Source organism: Brevibacillus sp. 7WMA2 (assembly GCF_010748895.1).
Lineage (GTDB): Bacteria > Bacillota > Bacilli > Brevibacillales > Brevibacillaceae > Brevibacillus_B > Brevibacillus_B halotolerans.
In genome coordinates this window covers 3,091,312-3,110,239 of the sequence record NZ_CP048799.1, presented here as the reverse complement: position 1 = coordinate 3,110,239, position 18,928 = coordinate 3,091,312, and the positions used below count along the sequence as shown (strand labels likewise).

General features: G+C 43.5%; 18 protein-coding genes. All 18 read left to right on the top strand.

Annotated elements, in window-relative coordinates; translation table 11 throughout:
- The first annotated feature begins 95 nt into the window (after positions 1 to 95).
- The 18 genes from GOP56_RS12850 to GOP56_RS12765 all read left to right on the top strand — a co-directional run bounded on the left by GOP56_RS12850 (position 96) and on the right by GOP56_RS12765 (position 18,867).
- Positions 96 to 1,313, top strand: a complete 1,218-nt coding sequence (locus tag GOP56_RS12850; protein WP_163245783.1) for an AraC family transcriptional regulator — start codon at positions 96 to 98, stop codon at positions 1,311 to 1,313.
- Positions 1,314 to 1,605: 292 nt separating this feature from the next.
- Entirely contained in the window at positions 1,606 to 3,270 is a 1,665-nt protein-coding gene (gene hutU / locus GOP56_RS12845; protein WP_163245782.1) for a urocanate hydratase, read from the top strand.
- 37 nt (positions 3,271 to 3,307) lie between these two features.
- Positions 3,308 to 4,588 carry an imidazolonepropionase gene (hutI, locus tag GOP56_RS12840; protein WP_163245781.1) on the top strand — a complete coding sequence of 427 codons (1,281 nt, stop codon included), beginning with the start codon at positions 3,308 to 3,310 and terminating at the stop codon, positions 4,586 to 4,588.
- Positions 4,589 to 4,979: 391 nt separating this feature from the next.
- Entirely contained in the window at positions 4,980 to 5,825 is an 846-nt protein-coding gene (locus GOP56_RS12835; protein WP_163245780.1) for a DegV family protein, read from the top strand.
- A 326-nt stretch (positions 5,826 to 6,151) separates the two neighbouring features.
- Positions 6,152 to 7,156 carry a LacI family DNA-binding transcriptional regulator gene (locus GOP56_RS12830; RefSeq protein ID WP_096888019.1) on the top strand — a complete coding sequence of 335 codons (1,005 nt, stop codon included), beginning with the start codon at positions 6,152 to 6,154 and terminating at the stop codon, positions 7,154 to 7,156.
- Positions 7,153 to 8,088 (top strand): ribokinase, encoded by a 936-nt coding sequence (gene rbsK / locus GOP56_RS12825; protein WP_163245779.1) that lies wholly within the window; start codon positions 7,153 to 7,155, stop codon positions 8,086 to 8,088. Before GOP56_RS12830 ends, rbsK begins: the two co-directional genes overlap by 4 nt.
- Before the next feature lie 84 nt (positions 8,089 to 8,172).
- A complete protein-coding gene (gene rbsD / locus GOP56_RS12820) occupies positions 8,173 to 8,568 on the top strand; it encodes a D-ribose pyranase (RefSeq protein WP_022585733.1) in 396 nt (131 codons plus the stop codon).
- 15 nt (positions 8,569 to 8,583) lie between these two features.
- The gene (locus tag GOP56_RS12815) at positions 8,584 to 10,116 is read left to right on the top strand and encodes a sugar ABC transporter ATP-binding protein (protein WP_163245778.1); all 1,533 of its coding nucleotides are present in this window, start codon (positions 8,584 to 8,586) and stop codon (positions 10,114 to 10,116) included.
- 19 nt (positions 10,117 to 10,135) lie between these two features.
- Positions 10,136 to 11,032 (top strand): ABC transporter permease subunit, encoded by an 897-nt coding sequence (rbsC, locus tag GOP56_RS12810; RefSeq protein ID WP_174250722.1) that lies wholly within the window; start codon positions 10,136 to 10,138, stop codon positions 11,030 to 11,032.
- A 28-nt stretch (positions 11,033 to 11,060) separates the two neighbouring features.
- A complete protein-coding gene (gene rbsB / locus GOP56_RS12805) occupies positions 11,061 to 11,996 on the top strand; it encodes a ribose ABC transporter substrate-binding protein RbsB (RefSeq protein ID WP_101669121.1) in 936 nt (311 codons plus the stop codon).
- Positions 11,997 to 12,165: 169 nt separating this feature from the next.
- Positions 12,166 to 12,723: a hypothetical protein gene (locus GOP56_RS12800; protein ID WP_163245777.1), complete on the top strand. Its 558-nt coding sequence runs from the start codon at positions 12,166 to 12,168 to the stop codon at positions 12,721 to 12,723.
- 241 nt (positions 12,724 to 12,964) lie between these two features.
- Complete coding sequence (locus GOP56_RS12795; protein ID WP_003334702.1) at positions 12,965 to 13,459, top strand: DoxX family membrane protein; 495 nt, start codon at positions 12,965 to 12,967, stop codon at positions 13,457 to 13,459.
- A 265-nt stretch (positions 13,460 to 13,724) separates the two neighbouring features.
- Positions 13,725 to 14,591: a glucose PTS transporter transcription antiterminator GlcT gene (gene glcT, locus GOP56_RS12790; protein ID WP_022585738.1), complete on the top strand. Its 867-nt coding sequence runs from the start codon at positions 13,725 to 13,727 to the stop codon at positions 14,589 to 14,591.
- Between the two features lie 153 nt (positions 14,592 to 14,744).
- A complete protein-coding gene (locus GOP56_RS12785) occupies positions 14,745 to 15,245 on the top strand; it encodes a PTS sugar transporter subunit IIA (RefSeq protein WP_163245776.1) in 501 nt (166 codons plus the stop codon).
- 45 nt (positions 15,246 to 15,290) lie between these two features.
- On the top strand, positions 15,291 to 16,055 hold the full coding sequence (gene nagB / locus GOP56_RS12780; RefSeq protein WP_163245775.1) for a glucosamine-6-phosphate deaminase: 765 nt from the start codon (positions 15,291 to 15,293) through the stop codon (positions 16,053 to 16,055).
- Between the two features lie 86 nt (positions 16,056 to 16,141).
- Positions 16,142 to 17,587, top strand: coding sequence for a PTS transporter subunit EIIC (locus GOP56_RS12775; protein ID WP_163245774.1), 1,446 nt, complete (start codon positions 16,142 to 16,144; stop codon positions 17,585 to 17,587).
- A 229-nt stretch (positions 17,588 to 17,816) separates the two neighbouring features.
- A complete protein-coding gene (locus GOP56_RS12770; protein ID WP_163245773.1) occupies positions 17,817 to 18,503 on the top strand; it encodes a copper homeostasis protein CutC in 687 nt (228 codons plus the stop codon).
- Positions 18,504 to 18,534: 31 nt separating this feature from the next.
- Positions 18,535 to 18,867, top strand: coding sequence for a prenylated flavin chaperone LpdD (locus GOP56_RS12765; RefSeq protein WP_068792671.1), 333 nt, complete (start codon positions 18,535 to 18,537; stop codon positions 18,865 to 18,867).
- The last annotated feature ends 61 nt before the right edge of the window (positions 18,868 to 18,928 follow it).

Below are 18,928 nucleotides of genomic sequence, written 5' to 3'. Positions count from 1 at the left end.
CAACAATGAATGGGCGGTCAATTCCGATAAAAAACACGGAAATGATCGTCTATTTTTGTACTTGCCTAGAATAAAAGGACAAGGAGCGAGGCCAGATGCTTACTTTACAGCAAGCAGCAGCGATACAGGCAACATTTGCTCACGAACTGATAACCGGAACAATGGTGCATGAGGCAGAGTTTTCGATACGACAGCAACAGCTTCAAATGACAATTCGTCCTGAGCTTGCATTGGTGATATCACTCGATCGTTATCCTGATTTAGCAGTGAATCAGCCTGCTGGCTGGCGCCAAGAAATTGGACAAGAGTTACTTGGGGTATTGCATCAGGCTTTAGCTGTTCCTTTTGTATGGTGCTGGGTCTCAGAAGGAGTTATTGTCGTATTACTGGAGCTACTCGATGAGACAAAGAATAGGCAACAGACTTTTGCTGATCAAAAGGCACGTCAGATTGCCTCTCAGATTGTTCAGCATGCTGATGAGAAAAGGATATCCGTCTCCATTGGCATGGGGGGCTTCTATGAAAATCCGCTGTATATGCAGCATTCCTATGAAGAGGCACAAATGGCTTTAAAGGATCGTTTTTTTCAAGGAAATCAGTTGATTTTGCCCATAAGAACGAAGCAAGATCGGGATAGCAGAAGCAGAAGAAATTCCTCCATACCTAGCAAAAATCGAGCAGATGTTATCGCAAATGTGAGAATTGGCGATGAACACGCTGTGCTAGAAGCCTTGCACAGGTTGCTTCAAGATAGGACGATGGTCGATCAGCAGGATGTGGAGAGCTTTCAATCGGAGGTCGTTGAGGTAATAACGGCTATGTCGAGAACGGTTCTGGAGCTAGGGGCAGATGCTTCCACTATTTTGGCGGAGAATGCGCGATTTATTCAGGATCTCTATCAAACAATCCGCTATGACACTTTCCTGAAAAAAGTCGAGCGGTACAGCATACATTTGGTTCGGCAAGTAGAACAGCTAGGAATGAAAAAATATTCCCCTGTGATTAGAAGCGCTATTACGTATTTGAAGGAGCATCTGGGTGAAAAGATAGGATTGAAAGAAGTAGCACAAAATTGCTGCTTGAGTGTCTATCATTTTAGCCATCTTTTTCAACGAGAAACGGGATACAGCTTTCTTGAATACGTTCATCGCATGAAGCTGCAAAAGGCTGTTATCTATTTGGAAACAACAGATTTATCTATTAAGGAGATTGCCTTTGAACTAGGATTTGAGGATGCCAATTACTTTAGTCGCCTATTTAAAAAGCAAATGAACATGAGTCCGCGTGAATATCGTACAGCAAAATTGTGCTAGTTTTTCGCAAATTAGGCTAGATGCAACGTAAGCGCTTTCCGGTAAACTGAAAGAAATAAACAGTTTTTTAGGAAAAGTCGCATAATTACAGACGGTGCTAGGCAACCATCCTAAGGGAAAGGGCTTTGATATCATCTGCTTCGATCCACTTAAAGGCTCATGGGAAGTGACGGTACGAGCTTTCCGAAATCAAAATATGTCCTTCTGAGCGGAATGTGCCCATCCAATCGACAGCTAGTGAGCCCGTTGTGTTTGTAAGTCAATGTTTGCCTATACGAAAGGGGAATGTAGTATGACAACAACCAATAAAAGAGTAGTGCGAGCTCCGCGCGGCAATGAATTAAACGCGAAAGGCTGGGAACAGGAAGCGGCTTTGCGCATGCTGATGAATAACTTGGACCCAGAGGTTGCAGAATGCCCTGAGGATTTGGTTGTGTATGGAGGGATTGGTAAAGCTGCACGTAACTGGGCTAGTTTTGACAAAATTGTTGAATGCTTAAAAGAATTAGAAGCAGACGAGACATTGTTAATTCAATCGGGTAAACCAGTAGGAATATTCCGTACCCATTCCCAAGCCCCACGTGTGCTGTTATCGAACTCGGTGTTGGTTCCTGCTTTTGCAAATTGGGAGACATTTCGTGAATTAGATCAAAAAGGCCTGATGATGTACGGACAAATGACAGCAGGTAGCTGGATTTATATTGGAACACAAGGAATTTTGCAAGGTACGTATGAAACCTTTGCAGAAGCTGCACGCCAGCATAATCATGGCACGTTAAAAGGCACCATCACTCTAACAGCAGGCATGGGCGGCATGGGGGGAGCTCAACCATTAGCTGTTACGATGAATGAAGGTGTGGTCATCGCAGTTGATATTGACGCTGCTCGCATCCAACGCAGGATTGATACTCGGTACTGCGATGTGATGGTGCATGATTTAGATACAGCATGGCGGATAGCAACAGAAGCGAAGAACGAAGGCAGAGCCTTGGCCATTGGCTTGGTCGGTAATGCCGCAGAGATTTTTCCAGAGATGGTTGCACGTGGGCTAACGCCTGAATTCGTCACCGACCAGACCTCGGCACATGATCCTTTGAATGGATATGTACCCATCGGTTATGGATTAGAAGAGGCAAAATCATTAAGAGAGAGCGATTCAAATCAATACATTCAATTAGCAAAACGTTCAATGGCTACCCAAGTACAGGGCATGCTTGATTTGCAAAAGGCAGGGTCGATCGTCTTTGATTACGGGAATAACATTCGTCAGGTTGCTTTTGATGAAGGGGTTGAGGATGCCTTTCAGTTTCCCGGATTTGTCCCAGCCTATATTCGCCCATTATTTTGTGAGGGCAAGGGGCCGTTTCGTTGGGCTGCTTTGTCAGGCGATCCACAGGATATTTATAAGACAGATGAGCTTGTGTTAAAGCTGTTCCCAGAGAACGAGCATCTCCGCCGTTGGATTACGATGGCCCAGGAAAGAGTAGCATTCCAAGGCTTGCCCGCCCGTATCTGCTGGTTAGGGTACGGAGATCGTGTCAAAATGGGGCTTGCTATCAATGAAATGGTACGAAGCGGTGAGATTTCAGCACCAATCGTCATTGGACGAGATCACTTAGATTGTGGTTCTGTTGCTTCTCCAAATCGGGAGACAGAAGCAATGAAGGACGGCAGTGATGCAGTAGCAGACTGGGCTATTTTAAATGCGCTGGTCAATACCTCTGCGGGTGCAAGCTGGGTCTCCGTCCATCATGGCGGCGGTGTAGGAATGGGGTATTCCTTGCACGCAGGAATGGTAGTTGTCGCAGATGGTTCGTTGGAAGCAGAAGAACGACTGAAACGTGTACTTACAACCGATCCGGGCATGGGAGTTATTCGCCACGCTGACGCAGGCTATGAATTAGCCGTTAAAACAGCGAAAGAGCGTGGGGTTCGAGTACCGATGCTTGATATGTAAAAAGCAACGGAGTAAAAGGGAATAGGAGGAAAGCGTGATGTCGCAAATCGATTTGCTTGTTCATAATATCAAAGCACTCGTCACAATGGCTGGGCCAGCCGGGGCACGTTCTGGGGCTGAGATGAAAGAGATTGGATTGATTCAAGACGGGGCAGTAGCCGTGGTAGATGGACGAATTGTGGCAGTTGGACGAGAAGAGGACGTGCAAAAACAAATCCAAGGAGCTGACATTTCTACAGAATGGGATGCAAAGGGAAGGCTAGTTACACCTGGATTAGTCGAGCCGCATACGCATTTGGTGCATGGAGGCTCTCGTGAGCATGAATTATCCCTTAAATTAAATGGGGCCAGCTATCTGGAAATTTTAGAAAAGGGCGGGGGAATCTTAAGCACGGTGCGAGCTACGCGTGCGGCTACTGAAGAGGAACTGTTTGTAAAGGCAAAGAAGAGCCTGGATCAAATGCTGCAATTCGGTGCAACTACCGTAGAAGCAAAAAGCGGCTATGGCCTTAGCGTGAAAGAAGAACTAAAACAGCTTCGAGTAACCAGTGCGTTACAAAAAGCGCATCCAGTCGACTTAGTCTCTACTTTTATGGGGGCGCATGCAGTCCCCACCGAATATAAGGGACAAACAGATGAATATGTTGCTTTGGTTATTAACGAAATGCTACCTGAGGTAAAACGTTCTGGATTGGCTGAATTCTGTGACGTATTTTGCGAGCATGGGGTGTTTAGTGTAGAGCAATCGAGGGCTATTATGCAGGCAGCTCGTAAGCTTGGCTTTAGATTGAAGCTTCATGCAGATGAAATTGAACCGTTGGGGGGAGCAGAATTAGCCGCCGAGCTAGGCTGCATTTCTGCTGAGCATTTGTTAGCGGCAAGCGATGAGGGATTACTTGCGATGAAGGAAGCAGGTGTTGTAGCAGTCTGCTTGCCAGCAACCTCCTTTAATCTTCGACTGAGTAAGCATGCTCGCGCTAGAAAAATGATCGAGTTAGGTGTTCCTGTTGCCCTTTCCACTGATTACAATCCAGGCAGTTCACCTACAGAGTCATTGCAGCTTGTGATGACGCTAGGCTGCCTAAATCTGGGGCTGACACCAGAGGAGGTATTGACGGCCATGACGATCAATGCCGCTCATGCGATTGGACGTGCAGAACAGGTTGGAAGCCTTGAAGTGGGTAAACAGGCGGATTTGGTCATCTATGATGCGGATAATCTTGCTTATCTGCCTTATCATTTTGGCATCAATCACGTCAAAACCGTTGTGAAAAATGGGCAGATTGTGGTGCAGGATGGGAAAGTAGCTTATGAGTAAAACGGAAAACACATAAAGTTTGGGAAAAAGACGTCAATTCTTGAAAAGGGATTGACGTCTTTTGGTAGTTCTTCCTTTCACTTTCATAGCGTGTGTAGGCAACGGAGTCCCAGCTATTATCCTTTTGAGTTCTTGCTAGCTTTCTATTTTTGTGAAATCCTCTTCCAATATTACTTTTAAAAAGGTTACTTATTTTCTATGTAATAGTCGGCATATATCAGCAAAGGTTACAAAATTGCCGAAATATATTTTTTATTTCAGAAAGGTTTGGCCCGAATTGTGAACATGTGGAGAGAAAGTGTTCACTCCTCTTATGAAATAGGCAATAGGAAACAGATAGAGAAGGATATATAATTTTACTTATATCTTTTTAACATAAAGGAGCGTTTCAGTGAAAAAACAAATTGCTTGGGTAACAGATAGTACGGCCTATATACCTGCTGACCTTCGGGAAAAGCACGATATTTATGTCGTGCCACTCGAAATTATTTTCTCCGACGGTACCTACCGAGATGGCCTCGATATGAAGCCTGAGCAACTGTACGAAAAAATCGAGAAAACGCAAGAAGTTCCGAAGACCTCTCAACCCTCGCTGGGCAATTTTGTGGAGTTATATGAGACCCTCAAACAAAAATATGATTGTGCGATTGCTGTACATGTATCGAGTAAGCTAAGTGGAACACTTAATGCCAGCCAGAGCGCGGCCATGCTGGCGGAGTTTCCAGTAGAGGTCGTAGATTCTAAAACGATGTCCTATCCCATTACACATATGATTCTGCAAGGAATGAAAATGGCAAAAACGGGAGCTTCACCAGAGAAGATCGCAAGCTCGTTGCGTCTTATCGCTGAGAAAACGGAGAGCTACATCCTCCTCGGAAGTCTTGATCAATTTTATCGCGGGGGACGGATGAATGGAGTACAGTTTTTCATGGGTAATCTACTTCAGATCAAACCAATTCTGCGTATTAGAGATGGTATTTTTGAAGTCTATGAAAAAATTAGAACGGAAAACAAAGCGATTGTCCGCATGCTAGCACAGCTTGATCAAGCAATGCAGAAACAACAAATTAAGAATGTACAAATTCTACACGGGAATGTAATGGAAAAAGCTCAGGCTCTCAAAAAGCGAATAAAAGAGAAGTATCAGGATGTAGAAGTGATGATTGGACCTATTAGTTCCACGATTGGTGTGCATGCCGGGCAGGGAACAATAGCGCTATCATGGATTAATGAATAGTCTGAATACAGTATATTCATGAATATTAAAAGGGAGCGAATATGCTCCTTTTTTCTTTTATTTTAGGCGAAATTTCTTTTATTACTTCTGATTTTACGAGACAGAATTTTCGTTATAAAGCAGTTTCTACCAGTGATCACTTTCGCTTGACACCCTATCTGTGACCGGGTATATTTGTGTTGTAAGATTGTGAAACCGGTTACATTTATGAAAAAACGGAACACTATGAGATTTTGTGCATGTATTTTTTGGATTTATTTGGTCTTATATCGTTTATATGAAACCGGTTACACATATAGATGGTTACGAATGTGGAGTGACGGATGATGGCAACGATTCGCGATGTAGCAAAGCTGGCAGGTGTATCTGTGGCAACCGTTTCTCGTGTGCTTAACAAAACAGGCTATGTAAATGTAGAGACGGGTCGCAAGGTTGAAAAAGCAATTCAACAGCTCCAGTATGAGCCCAACTCGGTCGCGCGAGGTCTGGCGGGTAAGCGCACAAGTACGATTGCTTTTATCTTGCCAGATATCACGAACCCATTTTTTTCAGAGATGGCGCGCGGTGTGGAGGACAAAGCCAGAGAATTAGGCTATACGGTGATCTTATGTAACTCTGATGATCAGGGGCACAAGGAAAAAACATATATTGAAGTTCTCAAGAAAAAATATATTGATGGCATCATTATCGCTTCCCAAACCTTAAGTAGCGAGGACATTCAAAAGATGCAACAGGATCAGATTCCCCTGGTGGTCATGGACCGTGCCCCCGAGAATCAACATTGTTCTGTCATTAGATGTAACAACTACGTGGGGGCAAAGGAAGCTGTAGCTCATTTAGTGGAGCAGGGCTGTCGCAAGATTGGACATATCTATGGCCCGCAGGAATTAATTACTGCCAGGGAGAGAATGCTTGCCTATGAAGAAAGCGTTCAAGGATTTTCCTGGTACTCGCCAAGCTTAATGGAACCGGGATATTTTCAATTAAATGGTGGCCAAGAAGCAGTTAAGGAATTACTGAGAAGGCATCCCGATATTGATGGTATTTTTGTCGGAAATGATTTAATGGCCATTGGGGTGCTAAAAGGCTTGAATCAGCTTGGCAGAAGAGTGCCAGATGATGTAGCTGTATGCGGATTTGATGGCATTGCTCTGGCCTCAATGACGATTCCAGAATTAACAACGGTAGCTCAACCGATCTACGAGATGGGGGAGCTAGCAGCACTTACGTTAACTCAGCAAATAGAGAGCACAAAGCCATTACCGAGTGTATTTGAACTAGAGCCGATTTTTATTGAGCGCAGTTCAACCAGAAGGGAGCCATTAGCATGAAACCACCACGCATAGCTGTCATTGGCAGTCTTAACATGGATGTTGTAGTAGAAGCACCTCGTCAGCCAAAAATGGGAGAGACAATCAGCGGAGATCATGTTCATTTTATCCCCGGGGGGAAAGGAGCGAATCAAGCGGTTGCTTGCGCACGTCTAGGGGCCCAGACATCCATGATTGGTTCCTTAGGCAGAGATGCATTTGGAGATTCCTTGGAGCAAGCGATGAAGCAGGAAGGAATTCAGGTAAGTACGATAAAACGTGTTGAAAATGCTCAGACCGGCATCGCCTCCATTTTACTCGCTGAAGGAGATAACCAAATTATTGTAGTGGCAGGGGCCAATGCGCATACCTCTATGACGGATGTTGATCTGCATGCTGATACGGTAAAGGCGGCGGACATCGTGCTACTACAGTTGGAAATCCCCATCGAGACAGTTGTTCACACGGCAAAGCTAGCTAAAGAAGCCGGGAAAACGGTCATCTTAAATCCGGCGCCAGCGCAGAAGCTTCCAGATGAATTATTTGGCTATATCGATGTCATGACACCTAATGAATCAGAATTGTATCTTTTGACAGGGCTGGAACAAAATCAAGCGACAGACAAAGCAACAACACTGTCTGCTGCAATGAAGGCACTCCATGCAAAAGGAGTGAAGCATGTGGTTACCACACTTGGAGCCACGGGTTCTGCCTACTTAATGAATGGCGAGACCTTTGGGACGATTGCTAGTCATAAAGTGCAGGTCGTCGATACCACAGGGGCCGGTGATTCTTATAACGCAGGGCTCGCCTATGCACTAGCCTCTGGACAGAGCATTCCAGAAGCTGTTGAGTTTGCTAGCATTGTCTCGGCACTTGCTGTAACGAAGCTGGGAGCACAGCAGGGAATGCCTACAATGAAGGAAGTCCTAGCGTTTCAATCTAAGGAATAGCTTCTTGCTAGACGTGACAGGTTGGGGGCGCAACAGCTATAGCTACAGCTAGGGAAATTCTTACACAGCTAAAGGGTGAGAAACATGAAGAAAATCGGGATCATGAATAGTGAAATATCAACTATCATCAGTAAGCTGGGACATACAGACCGCATTGTCATTTGCGATGCGGGCCTGCCGATCCCAGATGGGGTGAAGCGAATTGATGTGGCCCTCAAGGCAGGCTTGCCAAGCTTTCTGGATGTGCTACAAGTAATATTAGAAGAAATGCAGGTGGAGCGTATCCACTATGCGAACGAGATGATCGAGGTTAGCCCGGCTCTTTATGAAAAAATGAAACAGGAGCTTCCTCACGTAGAAGAAAGCATCATCAGTCATGAGGAATTTAAAAAACGGACGAATGAAGCGAAAGCAATCATACGTACCGGAGAGTGCACGCCATATGCCAATGTGATTTTAGAAGCTGGAGTTACTTTTTAAAGGCGGTGTGAACGTATGACAGATCTATTGTTAGAAATGAAGGGAATCTGTAAGTCGTTTCCAGGTGTCAAGGTGCTCGATCAGGTTGAATTGACAGTGCGTCCAGGTGAGCTGGTAGCGCTAATGGGTGAGAATGGTGCAGGTAAATCTACTCTTATGAAAATCCTAGGTGGCATTTATACCAAAGATAGCGGTTCTATCACGGTTAAAGGTCAGCCTGTACCGGAGATGACCACGAAGTTAGCCGCTGAACTGGGGATTGGAATCATTCATCAAGAATTGAACCTGATTTCCCATTTATCTGTAGCCGAAAATATTTTTTTGGGACGCGAATTTACCTATGGAAAAACCAAATTTGTGAATTGGAAAAAGCTACGACAGGAAGCAAAGGTATATCTAGACAAATTAGGCATTCAGGTTGATCCCGATACCAGGGTGGGCGATTTATCGGTTGGTCAGCAACAAATGATCGAAATTGCTAAAGCGCTTTCATTGCAGGCGGACATCCTTGTACTAGATGAACCAACCGCAGCTCTTACCAATCGTGAAATCGATGCTTTGTTTGAGGTCATTTTCTCCCTTAAAAATAAAGGGGTAGGCATGATTTACATCTCGCATCGGATGGAGGAAATCTTTCAGGTTAGCGATCGCATTACAGTTCTTCGTGACGGTCAGTATGTTGGCACGAAAGTAACGGCTGAGACAAACATGGACGAGCTGGTCAAAATGATGGTAGGTAGAGAAATCACAGATCGCTTTCCAAAGGTAAAGGTGTCCCTTGGCGAAGAGAAGCTGCGCGTAGATCATCTATCTGTTAAAGGCAAACTGACGGATATCTCCTTTGCAGTAAAAGCTGGCGAAATATTGGGATTTGCCGGATTAATGGGAGCAGGTCGTTCGGAGGTTGCTAAAGCTATTTTTGGACTCGAACGGCTGGAGGCAGGGAGCATAAAAGTAGAGGGCAGGTCTGTAGCTATCAACAAGCCCAAGGATGCTATTGCGGCAGGAATTGCCTTTGTAACGGAAGATCGAAAAGAAGAGGGCTTGGTTCTGTCCTTATCGGTTCGTGAAAACATAGCGTTGCCTAATCTGTCCAGTCTCTCATCCTTTGGGGTCCTTCATAAGCAGAAGGAACAGCAGCTAGCAAGAGAGACAATCGATAAATTAGTAGTGAAAACGCATAGCAGTGAGCAACGGGTTGGTTCGTTAAGCGGGGGCAATCAGCAAAAGGTTGTGATTGGAAAATGGCTGGCTACCGCTCCAAAGATTTTAATTTTAGATGAGCCAACGCGCGGAGTGGACATTGGAGCCAAGAAAGAGATTTATGATTTGATGAACCGTTTGGCACAGGAAGGTGTCGCGATCATCATGATCTCTTCAGAATTGCCTGAGGTCTTAGGAATGAGCGATCGAATTATCGTTATGCATGAAGGAAAAATAACGGGTGAATTCTTAAGAGAAGAAGCTACTCAGGAAAGCATTATGCACGCAGCAACAGGAGGAGGTCATTTCATTGCAAGCACAAACGAAACCAACGCTTACGCTTAAAGGCAACTTTTTGCAACAAATGGGACCGTTACTGGGACTGTTTCTGTTAGTGATTATCCTGTCCATCGTCAGCTCTGATTTTTTAACGGTAAGCAATATATTTAATGTCCTACGCCAGGTTTCAATTAATGCGCTGATTGCATTTGGAATGACCTTTGTTATTTTAACAGGAGGCATTGATCTGTCCGTAGGCTCTACCCTAGCTTTATCCAGCGCATTGTCAGCAGGGCTGATGGCTAGTGGAGGCGATCCGTTCCTAGCGATCGTGGTTGGACTATTGGCAGGCTTGGTAATGGGGGCATTCAATGGGATTTTGGTCGCAAAGGGAAATGTAGCTCCTTTTATCGCGACATTGGCAACCATGACAGTTTTTCGAGGATTAACGCTAGTTTATACAGAGGGCAAACCAATCACAGGACTGCCAGATAGCTTTGGATTGGTAGGAAAAAGCTTCTTTTTACAAATTCCGATGCCAGTTATCTGGATGTTACTTTCCTTTGTCGCCTTGTATTTCATCTTAAAACATACAACATTTGGTCGACATGTCTATGCTTTAGGAAGCAATGAGGAGGCAACTAGATTATCAGGGATTTCCACCACGAAGGTTAAAATTTGGGTATATTCTATCAGCGGCTTGTTCGCATCCTTAGCGGGTATTATTTTGACCTCCCGTCTTAACTCTGCTCAACCAACGGCGGGAACATCTTATGAGCTAGACGCCATTGCGGCAGTTGTTCTAGGGGGAACCAGTCTGTCTGGTGGTAAAGGCTGGATTGTTGGTACCTTAATCGGGGCCATGATTATCGGTGTGCTAAACAACGGTCTGAACCTGTTGAATGTATCATCATTCTATCAACTGGTGGCCAAAGGGGCAGTCATTTTGATTGCCGTTTTGCTGGATCGTTCTAAAAAATAAATGAATGAGAAAAAGGAGAGGTTTCGACATGAAGAAGTACGTGAAAGTAGCATTGGCATCCACTATGCTTTTATCTGTACTAGCAGGCTGTTCCACCCAATCCAGCTTAGAGGACAACAAGGCACCAGCTCCTGATGCGAAAAAAGAAGGTGTCACCATCGGGCTCTCTATTTCTACTTTAAATAACCCATTTTTTGTAACATTAAAAGAGGGCGCAGAAAAGGCAGCCAAGGAGGCAGGGGTAAATCTGATTGTCGTAGATTCTCAGGATGATACTGCTAAGCAAATTAGTGGAGTAGAGGATTTAATCCAGAAAAAAGTAGATGTCATCTTGGTTAATCCAACCGATAGCGCAGCCATTTCCACAGCAGTTGAATCAGCCAACACAGCGAATATCCCGGTAGTTACGGTAGACCGTGCTGCAGAAGGTGGGAAAGTAACCGCACATATCGCTTCCGACAACGTGAAGGGCGGAGAAATGGCTGGTCAATTCATACTAGATTCCCTAGGCGGTAAAGGGAACGTGGTTGAGCTGGAGGGTATCCCTGGTTCCTCGGCGGCGCGTGATCGGGGTACAGGCTTCCACAACGCGGTAGACAATAAAGATGGTCTAAAAGTCACAGCTACTCAACCAGCAGATTTCAATCGTGCAAAAGGCATGAGTGTTATGGAAAACATTTTACAAGGAAATAAAAACATCCAAGCTGTGTTTGCCCACAATGATGAAATGGCTTTAGGCGCGTTACAAGCATTGGAGGCAGCGGGTTTAAAAGAAGTGAAGGTAGTAGGTTTTGACGCTACTGAGGATGCGGTTGCTGCTGTTAAGGATGGAAAACTGGCGGCAACTGTAGCGCAAAAACCATCTGAGATCGGTAAAAAAGCGGTAGAGACTGCCATTAAAGTATCCAAGGGTGAAAAGGTAGAAGAATTTATTCCAGTTGATTTGGAATTAATCAAAAAATAGCTGGCCCACTCTCATAGCATTCGATGATTAATAGAATAGGACACCAGGTGAAACGTAAATTTTGCCTGGTGTTTTTATTTTTGTGTAAAATGACCCTATTTTTGTTCAGCAGAAATTTCGATAAATAACGTATATACAAGAAGTTAGGAAGGGAGACACTATTACACGAATGGAGTGTCAAACAAAGAATAATCCATTGCATGCTGCAAATAGTCAAAAATGTGATTGTGATATTCAGGCACTAGAAAAAATCCTGCTGGACATTTCTACAGTAACAAAAGAAACACAGCGTTTGGCCAAACAGACTATGTTGAATAGTGAACGAATAAATGATCACGACAATGAGGCTTCTTTGGCTATAAAAGAGTCTGTGAAGCAATTGCTGGACAAGTCTGCCGTCATCTGGCACGAATGCAAGGAAGCAGTTAATAAGATTTACCTAGACATGCAAACATATAGCACTCTAGTAGAACCAATGGAACCGAAGAAAAATGAAGCAAGGAACCTATTTTTACAACATGGAGTAACGACTACAATAATATATGAAATGCTGCAACAGGCACATCGGGAAATAGAGGAAATATTTCTAGCTGTGCAGAATATAACCACCAAAACCAATTTCTTGCTAAAAATAATAGAAATAAGTCAATTGGCAGCAAAGCATACTAGTAAGAAAAGAGAACTGATAGGCGCCGAGGGTTTAAGTCTGAATGACTACATAAAATAGCGGTTATCGGTAATGACAAACAAGAATTACAGCCCTATCTTACAATGTTCATTTGTTGCTCAAGGAGCTTTGTCAATCAGCCAACATATCCAAAAGAGTCCCGTGTAAATAAGGAAGTATGGGTATGATAAAGGCAGAAAGATCTGTTTAACATAGCAAGGATATAATTGGTTTACGTAGTGGGAGAGAGAAATGTAGAGAAACCAAAAAGCTTTTTACAGAGAAAAAAGGAGTGGTGTGTATGGTAGCTTGGCTACGACAATCTCAAAGTGCTTCCGTTGTTTTATTATTGGTTCGTCTTTATTTGGGGTATACCTGGATTACCTCTGGTTGGGGCAAGTTAAGTGGGGGAGGCTTTGCGACAGAGGGCTTCTTAAAAGGAGCGATTGAAAAAGCGACTGGTGATCATCCTTCTGTTCAGGCCTGGTGGGCTGCTTTTCTGGAAAATTTCGCATTGCCGGGAGCTTCCTTTTTCAATTTCTTAATTCCTTGGGGAGAATTCCTGGTAGGACTTGCGTTATTACTAGGGCTGTTCACCACATTTGCTGGATTAATGGGCATTTCTATGAATTACGCATTCTTATTTAGTGGTACAGTCAGTATCAATCCATATTTGATTTTATTAACCACGTTTATTTTAGTTGCTGGTCGCAATGCTGGATACTTTGGTTTAGATCGACTAGTACTTCCATATTGGGATAAAAAACGAGGCAGAGAGCAAATGAGGCTTCGTTAAAGCATATCGTTAGCTAGAAGGTCCTATAAAGATGATAAGTTATGATTGACTTTTATCAACTTTATAGTAAAATGAATGTGAAGCGAATAATGCGTTTACAGGCGTGTTACTGTTACAGACAGGCATGAGCCACACAAAGGATTTTTCTTTCTTGTTTCTTCATGGAGAAAATCTGATGTTGGCTCTTTTTTGACTTTATGACTGTTGCAGGATACGTAGGGATTCTCAATGCAAGTTCGTAATTCTGATCTATGGTGGTGTCTGCGTGTACAAAAGCCAAGATTATAACATAAGTCGAATTTTAAGCAATAACGTCGTCTTGGTAAGCGATCCAACTGTGAATACAGAAATGGTCTTGCTTGGTAAGGGTCTTGGATTTGGGCAAAAAGCAGGCAACCCGATTGCGAAGAATGATGAACGTATTGAGAAGCGCTTTCGAATGGAAAATGAGCTTCACTTAAATCAGTTCCAATCGCTTCTGACCCAAATTGATCAGTCGGTGATTGAAATTGCAGAAGAAATCATTTCATGGATTTGTGATGAAATGACGCCTGAGATCAATGAATTAATTCACGTTGCTTTACCTGACCATATCCAGTTTGCTGTGCATCGCTTGTCAAGCGGTATGGAAATTGTAAACCCTTTCCTATTCGAAATTCAGGCGCTGTATCCGCAGGAATTCATCCTTGCTGAACGAGCGGCGGCCTTAATCGAAGACACCTTCACGACTACGGTTCCAGAAAGTGAAATCGGATTCTTGGCTCTGCATATTCACTCAGCTGTTAGCTACATTCCAGTAGCCCAGACAGTGAAGCATACGAACCTCATCCTACAGATGATTCAGATGGTGGAAGAGCGTTTAACATTGAAGGTAACAAAGGAAAGCTTGCATTATACTCGAATGATTACGCATTTCCGCTTCGTTCTAGAACGATTGATGGAAGGCAAAACAATAGAAAATCCCTTATTGGATCGCGTGAAAACGATGCTTCCTGAGGCATATGAGCTTGCTTTGCAATTAGGAGAGCTCATTTCGCGAAAGTTAGATGTTAAAGTCCCTGAGGACGAAGTGGGATACATGGCTATGCATTTGTTCCGCTTGTTTCAACTCGTAAAGGACAAAAAAGAATAATTGTCTTTTCACAGCGTGTTACTAGTTCGACTAGGCATGAGCAGTGGAGGATGGAGTATCCTAAATGATATCAATTTGTTTAGGCATACCCATTTTTCTATGCTCATGCCTTTTCTATTTGATAAAGTCAGTGAACACCTAAGGAGGCCCTATATGTTTAGCAAATTATTTTCTCGTAAAAAAGAAGTTCAGCCAACTCAACTGCTAGCTCCCCTTACTGGTAAGGCAGTTCATTTAGAAGAAGTACCAGATCCTGTTTTTTCTCAAAAAATTGCTGGTGATGGCTTAGCTATCGACCCAAGAGAAGGTGTTCTGGTAGCACCTGTTGATGCGAAGGTCGTTCATTTGTTTAACACCGGACATGCAATCGGATTGCAGACAGCTAATGGTGCTGAAATCTTGATGCATATCGGTATTGATACTGTTAACTTAAACGGCGAAGGTTTCTCCGCAAAAGTAACGACCGGTCAAGATGTAAAAGCGGGTCAGACCCTGATTGAATTTGATTTAGATATCATTAAAAACGCAGGATACCCTGTAATCACGCCAATTATTATTACAAATAGCGATGCTGTAGAAAGCATGACACAATTTGTAGGTGCTTCTGTGACTCGTGGTCAGGAAAAAGTTCTTGAAGTAACGCTAAAAGCTTAATCCTTTCAAACAACTATACATCTTGTAGATAGTGAGGGATAAGTAATGAGGGTAATTGTATCAGAGAATTATCAGGAACTAAGCAAAAAAGCTGCTGAAATCATGGCAGAACAAATAGAAAACAAACCTACATCTGTGCTTGGCTTGGCTACAGGAAGCACGCCAATAGGGATGTATAAAGAATTAATCAGCATGCAGCAGGCAGGAAACGTTGATTTTAGTCAAATCACCACGTTTAACCTAGATGAATATGTGGGGCTGACTGCTGACCACGATCAAAGCTACAGCTATTTCATGTGGGATAACTTGTTCTCACATGTAAATATTAAAAAAGAACAGACGAATATTCCATCAGGTATATTTACCGATGCGAAGGCAGAGTGCTCCCGATACGAGAAGGCAATGGAAGAAGCAGGTGGTGTTGATATCCAAATCTTGGGTATTGGTCATAATGGACACATTGGCTTTAATGAACCGGCTCAAGCGTTCACATTATCTACTCATGTAGTAGAACTTGCGTCTGAGACCATTGAAGCAAATTCTCGCTTCTTCTCTGATATATCCGAGGTACCTAAGCAAGCTGTGACGATGGGGATTGGTGGGATTATGAAGGCTCGCCACGTCTTGTTACTAGTAAATGACAAGAGTAAGGCGGAAGCTGTCCGTCATTTATTCACAGGCATAGTTGATCCACAAGTGCCTGTATCCATTTTACAGTTGCATCCTAATTTGACCGTATTGGTAGATCGTGCAACGGCTGAGCTATTGCCTTTGCAAGACGAATCCAGAGAGGCTATTCTTCAAGGCTAACGCATACAACAAGCGATATGATGTGAAACCTTATGGACGCCATGAGGTTTCACTACTCATATATAACTTCAAAAGGAGGAAATGATATGTTGGCTTTTCTTCAAAAGATTGGTAAAGCTTTGATGCTTCCGGTCGCAACCTTGCCAGCTGCCGCTCTATTGCTACGTTTTGGAGCAATCGACTATGTTAAAGACTTTAACATGGGCACCACTGGTGAATTTTTGAATCATTACATCGCTCCATTCCTGAAAGCAGGCGGTTCTGCTATTTTTGATAACTTACCTTTAATCTTTGCTGTCGGGGTAGCCATTGGTTTGGCAGGAGACGCAGTTGCAGCTTTAGCAGCAGTAATTGCACAATTGGTTTTACTTAATGTATTGAAAGCGGTTCCACCTGCATTCGCTTTCATTGACGATGCAATGAAATTGGACATGGGCGTACTAGGCGGTATTATGTCCGGTGGTTTGGCTGCTTACTTCTACAACAAGTACCACAATATCAAGCTTCCCGATTGGTTAGGCTTCTTTAGTGGTAAACGGTTTGTTCCAATCATTACATCCTCTACCATGGTAGTGTTAGGTTTGCTGCTTGGTCTTGTATGGGGTCCTGTCCAAGAGGCGCTTAATTCATTTGGTAATACGGTTGTAAGTATGGGGGCTGTAGGTAGTGGTATCTTTGGTATCGCGAACCGTGTACTAATTCCATTTGGTTTGCACCATGTTATTAATACGATCGCTTGGTTTGAAATTGGAACGTTTACAGGTGCGGCTGGTGAAATCGTAAAAGGTGACTTGAATCGCTTCTTTGCGGGAGATCCATCTGCCGGACTATTTATGACAGGCTTCTTCCCAATCATGATGTTTGCGATGCCGGCGATCGCACTTGCAATCGTTCACACGGCGAAGCCTGAAAACCGCAAAACGGTGGCTTCTATCTTCTTAAGTACAGCAATCGCGGCGTTCTTGACAGGTATCACGGAGCCAGTAGAATTTGCATTCATGTTTGCTGCTCCATTACTATATGGTATCCATGCCGTTTTAACAGGAGCCATTGCCTTTATTATTGTTGAATTAGGCGTACGACTAGGATTTGGATTCTCTGCTGGTTTGATCGATTACGTTGTTAACTTTAAATGGTCGCAAAAACCACTTCTGCTTTGGCCGATTGGTCTTGCTACCTTCGTGCTTTACTACTTCTTGTTCCGTATCATGATTAAGAAGCTGAACCTGAAAACGCCTGGCCGCGAAGATGATTTCGCAGCAGCGGCCGATGGGAATACGGCTAAAACCAATGATGCTATGAGAGATAAAGCAGAAAAAGTATTATCAAATATCGGTGGAAAAGAAAATATCAAGAACATTGATGCATGTATTACTCGTCTGCGTTTAGTAGTAAACGATGACCAAAAGGTAAATGATACAGCCTTGAAGCAGCTAGGTGCAGCAGGTGTGATGCGCTTAGGTCAAGGTAGTGTACAAATTGTTTTTGGTACACAATCCGAGATTTTAAAAGATGAGATTAAAAAACTATAACCATCATAAAAAATAGCACGATAAAGAGGGCATGATCCGACAAGGGTCCTGCCTTCTCTTTTTATCTCTTTATACACTGGTGCATGTATGGTTTGAACGAAGCCATCTCCTACATAATGATAAAAGGTAAGTCGTTAAACTCTTGCCGTTTTTGATGCATAGTAGTCAATTACCATGCTAAAGTAGAAGGAATAAACCAATAAGCGTACCAAAAGGGAGTGAAGGTAGCATGATACTCGAAGTAATTGCAACTACGCTAGATGATGCGAAGCGAGCAGAAGCAGGCGGAGCGGATCGATTGGAGTTGATCACAGGCATTAGGGAAGGAGGACTTACTCCTAGCTACGGTCTCATAAAAAATGTAGTTAATCAGGTGAAAATTCCCGTACGTGTGATGGTGCGTCCTCATAGTCAATCCTTTGTTTATACGACAAACGATATAGATGTGATGCTCAAAGATATTCAAACTATCAGGGAACTTGGTGCAGCAGGTGTGGTTCTGGGAGCTTTAACGCCAGATCATCACATTGATTTTCGAGCATTAGAGACTTTATTAACGGAAACAGGACACATGCATGTGACATTCCATCGGGCATTTGACGAGGTAGAGGATCAAGTAGCAGCGCTTGAACAATTGCTGCATTATAAACAGATTGATCGCATTCTAACATCTGGTGGCAAGTCAAGCGCCCTGCAAGCAGTAGATCAGATGAAAGCGTTGGTAGAGCGAACTGCTTCTACACACGTAACTATACTAGCGGGCGCCGGCTTAACCATTGAGACTGTGTCTGATTTTGTAAAAGAAACAGGTGTTAGGGAGGTTCATTTTGGCACGGGAGTAAGGCAGGATGGACAAGCGTTGAAACCAGTCGATACCCAATTAGTAGCGTTAGTAAAGAATAAACGAAACGGATAAAAGCTATAAAGACAGAGGGAGGGTTTACATAATGAAGAAACGACCGTTTAACATAGAAGTGCGTCGACAGATGATGGGGGATGATATCGTCTACCTGATAGGTGGGGGAGTGGTACATATTGGTGCAGTTGCGACCGCTTATTGGCAGGATGAGCAGGTAAAAGTGGAGCTTATCACATTACCTGGTCATAAGGAAGATCAATTGGCGATTGAATGTGCAAGTCTAGCTTGTGAACACCAAAAATGCACAGTTACCGCTATTGTAGGCATTCATATAGATCAAGCCAGCAAGGAAGAAATCATGCTGGCAGTAAAGACAGCTCGTGAAGCGATGCATGAAGAGCTTTTTGGAGAAACAAAATAGGTAGTAGTCCCCCCTTTTTCCAACTGTCATAGAACTGAAAAAAGTTAGTTCCTTTTTTCAC